Source organism: Paenibacillus sp. FSL H8-0168 (genome assembly GCF_038592955.1).
In the GTDB taxonomy this organism is placed as follows: Bacteria; Bacillota; Bacilli; order Paenibacillales; family Paenibacillaceae; genus Paenibacillus; species Paenibacillus polymyxa_B.
Window position 1 is genome coordinate 1,762,597 of the sequence record NZ_CP151948.1, and the last position, 12,091, is coordinate 1,774,687.

9 protein-coding genes are annotated in these 12,091 nt (G+C 42.9%); 7 read left to right on the forward strand and 2 right to left on the reverse strand.

What is annotated here, in order from left to right; all coding sequences use genetic code 11:
• Positions 1-294: 294 nt before the first annotated feature.
• The 4 genes from MHI21_RS08135 to MHI21_RS08150 all read left to right on the forward strand — a co-directional run bounded on the left by MHI21_RS08135 (position 295) and on the right by MHI21_RS08150 (position 5,617).
• The gene (locus tag MHI21_RS08135; RefSeq protein WP_342420192.1) at positions 295-3,390 is read left to right on the forward strand and encodes a GH32 C-terminal domain-containing protein; all 3,096 of its coding nucleotides are present in this window, start codon (positions 295-297) and stop codon (positions 3,388-3,390) included.
• 342 nt (positions 3,391-3,732) lie between these two features.
• Positions 3,733-4,329 carry a DeoR/GlpR family DNA-binding transcription regulator gene (locus MHI21_RS08140; protein ID WP_235307908.1) on the forward strand — a complete coding sequence of 199 codons (597 nt, stop codon included), beginning with the start codon at positions 3,733-3,735 and terminating at the stop codon, positions 4,327-4,329.
• Between the two features lie 27 nt (positions 4,330-4,356).
• Positions 4,357-5,160: a Cof-type HAD-IIB family hydrolase gene (locus MHI21_RS08145; RefSeq protein ID WP_165176075.1), complete on the forward strand. Its 804-nt coding sequence runs from the start codon at positions 4,357-4,359 to the stop codon at positions 5,158-5,160.
• 181 nt (positions 5,161-5,341) lie between these two features.
• Positions 5,342-5,617 carry a hypothetical protein gene (locus tag MHI21_RS08150; protein ID WP_342419788.1) on the forward strand — a complete coding sequence of 92 codons (276 nt, stop codon included), beginning with the start codon at positions 5,342-5,344 and terminating at the stop codon, positions 5,615-5,617.
• Positions 5,618-6,050: 433 nt separating this feature from the next.
• Here the strand turns inward: MHI21_RS08150 and MHI21_RS08155 are convergent, their stop codons facing one another.
• Positions 6,051-7,025: a carbohydrate kinase gene (locus tag MHI21_RS08155; RefSeq protein ID WP_342419789.1), complete on the reverse strand. Its 975-nt coding sequence runs from the start codon at positions 7,023-7,025 to the stop codon at positions 6,051-6,053.
• Positions 7,026-7,047: 22 nt separating this feature from the next.
• On the reverse strand, positions 7,048-8,082 hold the full coding sequence (locus MHI21_RS08160) for a LacI family DNA-binding transcriptional regulator (protein ID WP_272640283.1): 1,035 nt from the start codon (positions 8,080-8,082) through the stop codon (positions 7,048-7,050).
• Positions 8,083-8,588: 506 nt separating this feature from the next.
• On the opposite strand from MHI21_RS08160, the gene MHI21_RS08165 reads away from it, so the two are divergent.
• The 3 genes from MHI21_RS08165 to MHI21_RS08175 are packed head-to-tail and all read left to right on the forward strand — an operon-like array spanning position 8,589 to position 12,007.
• The gene (locus MHI21_RS08165) at positions 8,589-9,473 is read left to right on the forward strand and encodes an ABC transporter permease subunit (protein WP_230584986.1); all 885 of its coding nucleotides are present in this window, start codon (positions 8,589-8,591) and stop codon (positions 9,471-9,473) included.
• Positions 9,474-9,487: 14 nt separating this feature from the next.
• A complete protein-coding gene (locus tag MHI21_RS08170; RefSeq protein WP_013309484.1) occupies positions 9,488-10,369 on the forward strand; it encodes a carbohydrate ABC transporter permease in 882 nt (293 codons plus the stop codon).
• An 18-nt stretch (positions 10,370-10,387) separates the two neighbouring features.
• Positions 10,388-12,007, forward strand: a complete 1,620-nt coding sequence (locus MHI21_RS08175; RefSeq protein WP_342419790.1) for an ABC transporter substrate-binding protein — start codon at positions 10,388-10,390, stop codon at positions 12,005-12,007.
• Positions 12,008-12,091: the final 84 nt, after the last annotated feature.

Genomic DNA, 12,091 nt, shown 5'->3' on the forward strand with positions numbered 1-12,091 from the left:
TCCTCTGTGCTCTTCCAGAATGTTCAGTTGGGCAAAAATATCATCACAGAGGAGAATGAAATACTTAACCATGATTTTGAAACAGGGGATCTGACTGGGTGGACCAGTGTACAAGGGGAAGCATTTACTAATGACCATGTAACAGATCGAAAGGATTGGTGGGGTGGAACTTTCGACCAGCAAGGCAAGTATCATCTATGGGGGTTTTCTGATAGTCACAAGGGGGATGATGCTACTGGAGAACTGCATTCATCCTATTTCAAACTGGGTGGCTCTGGAGAGATTAACCTGATGATGGGCGGAGGCAAAGACGTCAGCAACCGTTATTTATCGTTAGTCAGAGCTTCTGACGATCAGGAGTTGCTTCGTCAAGCAAATACGAAATCCGAAAAGGAAACGTATAGCAGATACGTATGGGATGCTTCCAATTATATTGGTGAAGTGCTATATATCAAAGCTGTAGACAATGCAACGGGAAGTTGGGGGCATATCAACCTGGATGATATCAATGTTTATAATGACAGACCAATTCCGGAAGACGTTGACCAGGTTGCACAAGAGCCGGAAAAAGGCAATTTGCCACAAAGTGGCCTCATAACGGATTGGTCTGCCGTCTCAGGTTCGTGGATACCTTCTACAAACGGAAGTATAGGCGGCGTATGGGAATGTCCTGCATTAATTGAATTGCCTATTGATGGCGACCCTTCAAAAAAGAAATGGGTTTTGCAGGTAAGTATAAATCCGGGAGGACCTGCAGGCGGATCCGGAATGCAATATTTTGTAGGAAGCTTTGATGGGAAAACCTTCACCAATGAGAATTCTTCCGACCAAATATTATGGTCCGATTATGGAGCTGATTATTATGCCGCTGTGGAGTGGAGCGGAATTGAAGGGGAGAAGGGCGAGAAATACTGGCTTGGCTGGATGAGTAACTGGACTTATGCTCAAGATACACCTACTTCAACATGGAGAAGTTCCATGTCACTGCCGCGAATGATGGAACTGACCCAGACAGGGGAAGGATTACGGTTAAAACAAACACCAATTTCTCTGGCCGGCATTCGTGCTGAAACAAAGGGAAGTTCATATATAAATGAAAAGATTAAGGGAGAAAGCGACCTCCTATCCAACTTTTCTGACGATACATTTGAAATGATTGCAGAGTTTGATCTTCCCAACACCGAAGCAACTGAGTTTGGTTTTAAGGTTCGTAAAGGAACTGAGGAATATACAACGGTCGGGTATGATGTCTACAATGAAAAGCTGTTCGTTGACCGTACGAATTCCGGGAATTATGATTTCGGACCTGATATCACAAATAAACATGAGGGCCCGCTGAAGGCTTTAAACGGTACGGTGAAAATGCATATTTTTGTTGACCGGTCGGCGCTGGAGGTGTTCGGGAATAATGGAGAAACAGTGATAACTGACCAAATATTCCCTCATCCTTCGAGTAAAGGAATGCAAATCTACAGTAAGGGCGGGGATGTGGAATTAAAGTCTTTGAAAATATTTCCGTTAAAAAGTGTCTGGAAAGCGCCCCCATCTAGTGTCTCCGTACTGTCAGATTGGACGACGATCAGCGGCAAATGGGCGGATACTATCAATGGAAAACAGGGGCAGGGCGTAGGGGATGCGTTTATTCTGGCAAGTAATTTCGGTGAGAACTTTATATATGAAGCGGACATTAAAGTGCCGGATACAGATTCGCATCCCGATGATCCTGAAAAAGATAACATAGAAAACCCCATCGGCGCAGGTGCCTTGGTCTTTCGTTCAGACCCTACGGCAAAAAATGCGTATGCAATTAATCTGGATGTAAGGAATAATGTAGTTAAGTTGATGAAATTTGTTAAAGGGACCGGTAGTGATCTTGCCATCTACAATAATGACGCGAAGCTGAAACTACGGACAAATCAGGATTATCACCTCAAAATTGTAGCTGTCGGGGATACCATAAAGGCTTATTTGGACGGACAACTGGTGATTGATACCAAAGACCAAAGTTACACACGAGGATACTTTGGGTTAAATGTAAGGGATACAACAGCATTCTTTAATAGTGTTCGAATATCAAGTTACAATTCCGGCCATTCCGGTGACAATTCTCAGAACAACAAGGGCAGCGACAGCCAGGCGGTAAAGCTGCCAGTCAAGGCATCTATTCCGGCTTCCGCCACTTCAGGAATATTGGAGTATGCTCCGGGTATTACACAAAAGGCTGATGGCAGGAAAGAAGCCGCAGTGGTCGTGGATGATCTTACTTTGCTTAAAGCTTTGCCGGTAAGAAAAGGTTCTGCACTAACTTTGCATGTGAAAGCTGCTGGGGCTGACGTGGTTATCGTTGAGCTGACCAGCATGACCAATAAGCTTTGGAGCGAGCATCGAACTCTGGATCTTCAGTTAATTACAGAACTGGGGACGTACACCCTTCCAGCCAGCAGGGTGAATAGAAATACCTCACCTTCCAATAGCGTGCCAGGGCTGCGAATTACGTTATCCAAGGCAACAATGCAGCAAAATGCGGCTATTCAAGAAGCGGCTGTAAAAGCGGGCGCAACCGTGGAAACGACTCCTATAGACTTCAAGGCTGAAGCAGTAACAGGCAGTACAACAACCGCTCTTGATTTCGGTGATACCTATGTGAGCCGGACACTTCCGCTTTCATCAGCGATGGACCCAAATCGTTCCACCGCAGTTTGCTACGACGAAGCCAGAAGGAAACTTATCTTTGTACCGAGCATTTTTCGGGCTGGGGATGATGGAGCCTCCGTTGAAATAAAGCATAATTCCAATGGTGTATATACCGTTGTCAACAGCAGCCCAACCTTCGGTGATTTACCAGCTGGGTACTGGGGCAAAGCCGACATAGAGCTGCTTGCCGCAAAAGGAATTGTTGTCGGTTCGATAAAAGGAATATTTGAGCCATCCAGGCCTGTTACCCGCGCCGAATTTGCCGCTATGCTTGTTCATGCACTTGGGCTTAAAGAACGGGCGACTCCAGCCTTTAGGGATGTAGTCAAGGGTTCATGGTACAGCGGATATCTCAGCGAAGCCTATTCAGCTGGGCTGGTCAAAGGTTATGAAGACGGTGCTTTTCGTCCTGAATCGGGAATTAGCCGCCAGGAGATGGCTCTACTTGTCCATCAAGCATTACAATATACCGGGTATGTCTCAGTCAACAGCAAAAACGGGCAATCGCTAGATGGATATGCCGACCGCTCGTCTATCGCGGTTTGGGCGCAAAATGCAGTAGCCGCTGTTACAGCTCAGGGCATCGCACAAGGTATGGACACTGGACACTATGAGCCACATGCAACAACTACCCGCGCCGAGGCGGCAGTTATGATAAAACGTTTGCTTCAAAAGATTGAATTTATCAATAAATAGGCAAAATGAATAAAGTCCCCGGACTCTTAATGCAATATGCATGCGGACCGGGGACTTGCTATGTGAAATACACAATATAAGCAATTTGCTTATCTTTATAAAAATACTTAAAAACACTTAACAAAAAGCGTCTAATCGCTTATAGTGAATATAGGGATAGGGGGGCTTTATATTTACCAAGAGGAACGACTTTTAAAAATTTTGGAGTATCTCCAAAGCCGTAACCAATTATCAAATTCGGAAATTTGTAATTTATTGAACATCTCGAGAGATACGGCAAGAAGGGATATTATTAAGCTTGTTCACGAAGGGGGGGTTATCAGAACCCATGGAGGTATTGCCTTGCCCTTATTAAAAGAAGAAATAAGAGCCTACAAGGAACGTGTAACTTCAGCAACAAAGCAAAAGATGCTCATTGCAAAAGCAGCTTCCGCGCACATCGCTGACGGAGATGTTTGTTTCATGGATGTATCGACTACCATTCAACTGCTCTGTGGGCAATTGGACAAGAATCTCACGGTTTATACACACTCGTTGGATAATGCAGAAGCTTTATCAGCAAAAAGTGAAATTAACATAAACTTGCTCGGGGGCAAATTTAATCATGAAAACCGTTTTTTTTATGACCACTACACGGCTATGCAGTTGAACGATGTTTTTTTTGACAAAGCTTTTTTAGGAGCTGCCGCCATCATGGAAGACGGAGTGTATTTTGCAAACCGTGATGATGCTTTAGTTAAAAAGCTGGTATCGGGACGTGCCAGAGAAGTATTTTTACTTGCTGATTACAAAAAATTTAATTTAACAAGCCCGTTTAAAGGCCTGAATTTTTCCGAAATTGATATTCTAATTACAAATCAGGATGCACCGGAGCACTCATTGCTGATGTTGCAGGATAGCGGAGTAGAAATTATCAAGGCGCTTGAGGAAGAATCGTGATAAATAATCGCAAGGGAGCCATCGGCCATGATACAAGCAATCTTTAGCGATATTGACGGGACGTTGTTAAATTCAAAACATCAAATTACGTCCGACACCAAAAATACAATCCAAAAAGTTGTGGGAAGAAATATCCCTTTTGTACTTGTTTCAGCGAGAATGCCAAGCGGCATTTTTCCTCTTCAGCAAGAGCTCAATATTCACGCTCCCGTCATTTGTTATAGCGGTGCTTTAATATTGGGCGGCAACAGGGAAATCCTTCATAGCATCTGTTTATCGAAAAAGAGCATTAAACGAATATACGATATTGTAATGGATCATTATCCTTCTATCAGTTTTAACTTGTATGGACATGACCAGTGGATCGTTGGCAACATTCAAAATCCTTGGGTAATTCAGGAAGCGGAAATTATTAATGGCTCCCCCATACAGAGGTTACTCCCCTCATATATAGAAGAAGATCATGATATTCACAAAATTTTATGCATGGGAGATCCCGAAGACATTGAGCGGCTTGTACAACAAATCAATAAAGAAGTTACTGGTATCAGTGTTTATAAATCCAAGGGAACTTATCTGGAAATTATGGATGAGATGGTGTCCAAATCGTATGCCATTCAGGAGCTCGAGGGGATATTTAATATTACTTATCGTGAATCGATGGCCATTGGAGACAACTATAATGACATGGATATGATTTTGTACGCAGGCCTTGGGATTGCAATGGGAAATGCGCCGGAGGAAGTTAAGAAAATTGCCGACAGGGTTACATCGAGCAATGATGAAGACGGTTTGAAAATAGGCTTGGAGGAATACATTTTGTCCGTTTGAAATGATCCAGTGACATTGGATATCCAAACACCAAAAGACGGTAGGCATTGGAAATAGAAGAGAGGGGGTAACTAGTTACTTATTTCGAATAGCAGGAGGCAACCTGACAACAGAGTATTGTTTCTTGGATTTGATGCCCCAAAATCAAGCAGATATATGTCTATTAGGAAACTTATTAGGCATGAGTGAGGATGAAAACCTTTTTCATACTTATTATTCTGCTGTAGAATCAGTTATAGAAAAAGCTAGCGTTCAGATCCTAGCGTCTTATTTAACTTCAGATACAAAATGGGGCTTGTTTAATGGATTTTGTTTTAGACCTATGATGCCTATCGCAGCTAAAATGCTATTTTCCAAAGAAGTGCTAAAAGAGGATGCACGCCTCATCCAACAACTAAAAGTATCGAAGGATGATATCAGGATACTAAAACTCTATAATATGATGGCAGTAACTTAACAATGTTTTGTTTTAATTAGGTTAATTAGGCAAGAGCTTTCTCGTTCTGTCCACTGTCATTGTTTACAATGCCTGAATAGTTGGTCGAATTATCATTTTACTCATAGATGTATCATCAGGATCATTTATTGCATTAGCAATAGCATTGCAATCCGATCAGGATAAATGCTAAGTCTGCAATATGAATTATAATGGTTTATGAGAATATCTGAGTTAATTAAAGATGAAAAGTTTTTGGCAATCGAAAAAAATTCTGGCCTGCCTTATATAAAAGAAAACGACTACGTAGGATAAGTACTCGTTTTCTTTTGATTAAACTCCCTCGATATGTTTTAGTTTCTCACTTCATCTTCCAAAGAGTGACTAAAAAGGTATCCAGCGACCTTAGAGATCGTCGGACACCTTTTGCTGTTCTTACGCTTCATTCCTTGATTCAACCTTGCGCTACGAAACGATTAACTTCTTCCAACGACGGCAAGGCTGCAATCGCTCCAACTTTAGTGCACACGATGGCGCCGACTTGATTGGCAAGTGTCACAAATTCCTGCTGCTGCTTCGCGTTGGAGGTAAATGCCTTAGGCTGACTCAGCTGGCTGATTTGATACAGCATTGCTCCGACGAAGGCATCTCCGGCACCAGTAGAGTCGATCGATTTGACAGCGATACTGCCGATTAACGAACGGGAGGCACCACTTGAGATGAGGGTTCCTTCTTTCCCTAAGGTAACTGCCACCGTCTTGGCTCCCAACCCATGCAAAAGATCCAATGAAGCATCGCGGTCAGCCAGCCCTGTAATGATGTTTAATTCCTCTTCGCTTACTTTTACCAAATCCGCATTGTGTATTCCTCTTCTGGACAGTGTGATAAATTCCTCCTGCCTGTCTTTCCAGAGGTCCCCCCGGTAATTGGGATCAAAGGAGGTGAATTGCCCGTTGGCCTTCGCTCCATCCAATAAAGACAAATACGCTTCTCGGAAAGGATCGGCGAGCAAGGCCGTTGCCGAGCCAAAATGCAGAATGGCTGCCTGCCGGGTCCATTCTCTATCAATGTCCTGCAGAGACAGTTGACGGTCAGCTCCGCGGTTGAACACGAAATCCCGTTCGCCGTTAGAGGCAAGGGAAACAAAGGCCAGTGTAGTCGGCGTTGACGGATCAAATAGGAGCATGGACGTATCCACATGCTGCTCATCCAACGTTTGCTTCAGGTACATGCCAAAGGGATCAGCCCCGACTTTCCCCAAGAATGACGCTTTTCCTCCGAGCTTGGCTACGGCTGCGCTTACATTTGCCGGAGCGCCGCCGGCCTGCTTGGAGAAATGCTGACCCTTGGCAAGATTAACATCAATATCCGTGCAGAAAAAATCAATGAGCAACTCGCCCACACAAAGAACTGTTCTGTCATTTTTCACTTTGATTCACCTCTTGGTAGATTTAGTTTAGAACAGGGGTCGAGTCTCGGTATACGATATCCGTTGCAACATGAGTCACTCGGTATGGCATGGTATTGTCTTTGATTCTGGACAATAACATTTCGGCTGAAATAATACCCATCTGACTACTATAAATATGCACGGTTGTAAGATGAGGCTCGACAACCCGGGATTCCGAAGCATCATCGAACCCGCAAACAGCAACATCTTCCGGGACTTTAATCCCTTTGTTTTTCAAAGATTTGATCACGCTGATGGCAATGAAATCATTGGCGCAAATAAAGACGGAGGGACACTCCCTCAGGGCATCCAACTGCTGTTCCATCCAGTTCTCCTCTATAAAGAAGTTGCGGTCAGGCGCTACAATGCTAAGGGCAGGATCTACGGCGATTCCTGCTTCTGCTAATGCCTTATTAAATCCGGTCCAGCGTTCATTGAAGCTTTTGCAATGATTGTAATCGCCTACAAAACCGAAGCTTTCATAGCCATGATCGATCAATTTCCGGGTAACACAGTATGTGCTGTGTTCATTTTCCATTAATACTAGATCCGCCTTCAATTCTGGATACATCATATCCGCAGCGCAATCAATAAAAATGGTTGGGATGCAAAGATCTGTGATCAGCTTGCTGTATTCCTTGCTGAACATTTCGATGCAGAAGATGCCAGCCACATTCGAAGGTTCAAAATTGCCGGGTAGGGTCATTGAATTGATATCATTCTCACGAACAAAATAAATAGATAAAGTATAGCCCTGTTTGCTGATTTCCTTCTCCAGTCCGCTGATCAACAAAGATCCAAAGTGTGAGCTATTAGGAAGATTACAGGTCAAAAGTGCGATATTGCCTTGTTTTTCAGAAGCTGTTTCCATATAAGAAAATTGTTTGTATTTAAGCTCCATTGCTTTTTTGACCACCTTGTCCCTAGTAACGGCGGGAATACTCTCCACTCCATTAAGCGCCTTGGAGGCAGTGTTTCTGGAAATCCCCAAGGCATCAGCGATATCTTGTATCGTAACCTTTGACTTTCTCGTCATATTGTTCACCTTATTCTCCGAATTAAGATTCTTCATATTTCTAAATATATAGTATTTTCATGTTTTTAACAATGTATTTATTCAAATGAACAATAAAAGTTTACGTTTGTTTATTTATATTGTGTATTTTTGATGGATTTTTGCTAAAAACATTATAATTATCTTGAAATAAGCTTTTTGAATGAATTTTTCACCCGAAATATATTGACTAATTAAATGTACATCTGCTAAATTGTAAGAGTAAAATATGTTCAAATGTAAATTGTAAGCCCATTCATTTTGGGAATGTGTAAAATTCTCGTTCTGTTGGAGGTGTGGATATTACAAGCAAGTATTTGAAAAACATCTTGGTTAATTATGTCAGAGGGATGACATAACATGGCTTATATTTTGTGTCGTATAACAAGCCGTGAACAGTAGGAGGGAAAAAATTGGCAAATTCGATCGTTCAAAAAAGGGGACTAAAGGCTTCAGAAACAAAAAAAAGAAACCATTGGTTAAGCTATATGCTTCGAAATTATATATTGTATTTGTTTTTGCTTCCGTCCATAATTCTTACCGTCATTTTCAAGTATGTTCCCATGTACGGCTCGATCATTGCGTTTAAAAATTTCAGCCCAAGAAAAGGCATCCTCGGCAGCGAATGGGTTGGATTTGAACATTTTCAGCGTTTTCTTTCATCACCAAATTTTTATGACATTTTAATGAATACGCTTAAATTAAGCGCTTACGGTCTTATTCTCGGCTTCCCAGTACCAATCATTCTGGCCTTAATGCTAAATCTGGTCAGAGGAGCGAAGTTCAAGAAGAATATTCAGCTTATTGTATACGCACCTAACTTCATCTCGGTTGTTGTTGTTGCCGGTATGCTGTTTGTTTTTCTATCGCCAGCTGGAATAGTGAACGCTTTGGTAACAACCTTCACCGGCAAGCCGATTGCTTTTATGACTGATCCTGCCTATTTCCGAACGGTATATATTTTGTCCGGTATATGGCAAACAGCGGGCTGGTCCTCTATCATTTATGTGGCCACCTTAGCCAATGTGGACCCGCAGTTGCATGACGCTGCAACAATTGATGGCGCTTCATTGATGAAGAGAATCTTCCACATTGATCTGCCAGCTCTTAAACCCGTCATGGCCGTCCTGTTCATTCTCGCTGCAGGAGGTATTATGTCGATCGGCTATGAAAAGGCTTACCTAATGCAGACGGCTCTGAACACACCTACCTCGGAAATCATCGCGACTTACGTATACAAGGTGGGGTTGCAATCCGGCGATTATGCTTATTCTACGGCAATCGGGTTGTTCAATTCCGTAATTAATGTATTCCTGTTGATTTTCGTAAATACCGTCGTCAAGAAGCTGAACGAAGGAGAAGGGCTGTATTAAAGAAGGAGGTATTTATGGATATTCATTACACCGGGAAGGACCGGATTCTGCTCATCATCAATTATATTCTACTTGGTTTGTTTGTTCTCGCTATTCTGTTACCGCTGGTTTATGTGGTGCTTTCGTCCTTTTTAACTCCAAATACCCTGATTACCAAAGGGTTTGCCATTACATCATCAGACTGGACACTCACGGGATATGCCAAAATCCTAAGCAACAGTGCCATGATCCGCGGTTTTTTTAATGCTATTTTTTATTCAGCAGCCTTTGCGTTCGCAACCGTATTATTTTCCGTCTTCGCGGCTTATCCGCTTGCGATTGAAGAGTTGGTAGGGAAACGGTCCATTATGATCTTTTTCCTGATAACGATGTTTTTCGGTGGCGGTCTGATTCCTACTTATCTGGTGATTAAGGATTTAGGCATGTTGAATACGGTCTGGGCCATTATTCTGCCCGGCTCGATCAGCGTATTCAATATTATTCTGGCAAAGACTTATTTCCAGGGACTTCCGAAAGAACTGTTCCAGGCGGCGAGTATAGACGGAGCTTCCGAGCTCAGTATTTTCTTTAAAATCGTCCTGCCGCTTTCCAAGCCTATTATTTTTGTTCTAGCTTTATACGCTTTTGTCGGACAGTGGAATTCTTATTTCGACGCCATGATTTATCTGGATGATCCGAAGCTGTTTCCGCTTCAACTAGTACTGCGCTCCATTTTGATACAGAATCAGGTTCAGCCCGGCATGATTGCCGATGCGATGGCACAAGCGGAGCTTAAGAAATTGTCTGAAATGATTAAGTACTCTGCCATTGTCATATCAAGTTTGCCTTTGATTGTCATGTATCCATTCTTCCAGAAGTATTTCGAAAAGGGTGTCATGGTAGGTTCGATCAAATAACAAATCGGGGGAATAGAGATGAAAAAAACATTACTAACCTTGTCTGTGTTGGCACTTTCTACTTCACTGCTTGCCGGATGTGGCGGTTCAGGCAATAATTCTGCGGCATCCGAAGATTACAAGCTGGAAAATGTTACTCTGCCGCTTAAAGAGAAAGTTACTTTGCATTTTATGACTCAAAGCTCGCCGCTGGCACCTTCCGATCCAAATGAAAAGTTGATTTATAAAAGACTGGAAGAAAAAACAGGGGTGCATATCGATTTTACCAACTTCACCTCCGATTCCTTCATTGAAAAAAGAAACCTTGCTGTTGCCAGTGGAGATCTTCCAGATGCCATACTGGATGCCGGATATTCCGATTACGATTTGTTGAATCTCGGAAAGGATGGAACTATTATCCCTTTGGAGGATTTGATTCAAAAATATATGCCGAATCTGCAGAAGGTATTGAAGGAAGCACCTGAGTACAGATCCATGATAACCGCACAGGACGGGCACATTTATGCCTTTCCTTGGATTGAAGAACTGGGTTCTGAGAAGGAGAGCATTCATTCTGTAAACGACATGCCATGGATCAATGTGGAGTGGCTGAAAAAGCTGGGACTTAAAATGCCAAAAACCACCGAGGATTTAAAAAAAGTTCTGCTCGCATTTAAAAATGGCGACCCTAACGGAAATGGCCAAGCGGATGAAATCCCGCTGTCCTTTATGCTCAATAACGGCAATGAGGACCTGAATTTTCTGTTCGGATCATTCGGTCTTGGGGACAACGGCGATCATACGGTAGTGACCAATGAGGGGAAAGTGGTCTTCACTGCCGATCAGGATGGTTATAAAGAGGGGATTAAATATCTTAATGAGCTGTATAAGCTGAACTTGATCGACGAAGAGTCATTCGAGCAGGATTACAATACGTATCTGGCCAAAGGCCAGAATGAAAAATATGGTCTCTACTTTCAATGGGATAAGGCGAACATCTCAGGAGATAACGATAAATATGAATTGATGAATCCGCTCGCCGGGCCAAGCGGTGAAGTCAATGTGACCCGCACGAACAATCTCGGCTTTGACCGGGGGAGAATGGTGATCACCAGTGACAACAAAAATCTTGAGCTTACGGCAAAATGGATTGACCAACTGTATGATCCTATCCAGTCCGTACAGGACAACTGGGGCACCTACGGCGACAAAACTCAGCAGAACATTTTTGAATACGATGAAGCGAGTCATATGCTGAAGCATCTTCCGCTTAAGGGAACGGCCCCTGTCGAGCTGCGACAAAAAACGAATATCGGCGGTCCATTGGCAATTCTTGACGAGTATTACGGAAAAGTAACGACCAAGCCCGATGATGCAGTGGGACGGCTTAAGCTCATAAAGGAAAGACTCGTTCCTTATATGAAGGCTGACCATAATTTCCCGAAAGTCTTCTTCTCGCTGGAGGATCAGAAGCAGATCTCCACATTGGAAACCGATTTGTTTGCTTACGTTAACCGCAAGCGGGCGGAATGGATCAAGACGGGTAAAGTGGAAGAAGAATGGGCCGAATATAAAGCCGAGCTGTCCAGACTGGGGCTAGATAAATGGCTGGAAATCAAACAAAAAGGCTATGATAGATATCTTAAAGATCAAGGCTGAGACATTTAAATGGTAGTATCTCAAATTCATTTGCAAACGAGCAAGCTCAAATTATTATGTTAAATACCTTATCAACAATCAAGA